The organism is Variovorax sp. E3, assembly GCF_016082275.1.
Taxonomy (GTDB): Bacteria; Pseudomonadota; Gammaproteobacteria; order Burkholderiales; family Burkholderiaceae_C; genus Variovorax.
On sequence record NZ_MOWM01000366.1, the window covers coordinates 1 to 742 of the forward strand.

Below are 742 nucleotides of genomic sequence, written 5' to 3' on the forward strand. Positions count from 1 at the left end.
CGCCGATGACCGCGCCAGCAAGACTGCGACCGAGCAGGTCGACCGTCGAGCGACCGCCCACATGGCCGTAGTCCATGCCTGCATAAAGCTCCGCCCCGCTCTGCCCCGCGGCCCAGCCGATGTCGTTGCGGATGAGCCAGCCGCGCTCGCCCAGCAGGCTCGTCTCACCGTCGAAGCCGCGCACCGTGTAGCGCCCGCCGATGGAGAAGCGGTCTTGCGGCGTCAGCGGCGTGCGGTTCCACTGCGCGCGGATCAGGCCCGAGTAACGCAGCTTCTGTTCACCGAGCTTGAACGGGGCATTGAGGTTGATGTCGGCGGTGTACAGCTTCAGGCGCGACGTGCCTTCGCCGAACTCTTCTTCGGGTGCGACGCGGGAGCCGAAGCCGCCGGTGCCGCGCTTGTAAGCCAGCGTGCCTTCGAGCGTCGCATCGCCGATGAACTCCTTGTGGTTGACGCTGAACTCCACGCCGCCGACCACACGGTGCTGTACCTCGACCTCGGTGTCGTCCACGAAGTTGCGCGACTCGCGGCGCCATCCCTTGATGGCCAGCGTGGTCTTGCGGTGCTGGTCACGATAGATCAGGCGCGAGAGCTTGACCTCGGCGTTGTTGCTCTTGCCGGCGTAGATGTAGTCCTGGTTCAGGCCGGCCACGCTCTGGTGGTATTGGCTGTTGGAGGCGGTGAAGCCGAGGAGCCAGTAGCCGTACGGCAGCGAGTAGTGAACGGTCTGGCCTTCGGTGCC

1 protein-coding gene is annotated in these 742 nt (G+C 66.0%); it reads right to left on the reverse strand.

The window, feature by feature from the left end; all coding sequences use genetic code 11:
- The coding region (locus BMG07_RS40895) for a ShlB/FhaC/HecB family hemolysin secretion/activation protein (protein ID WP_198089233.1) at window positions 1–742 on the reverse strand (742 nt) is incomplete at both ends.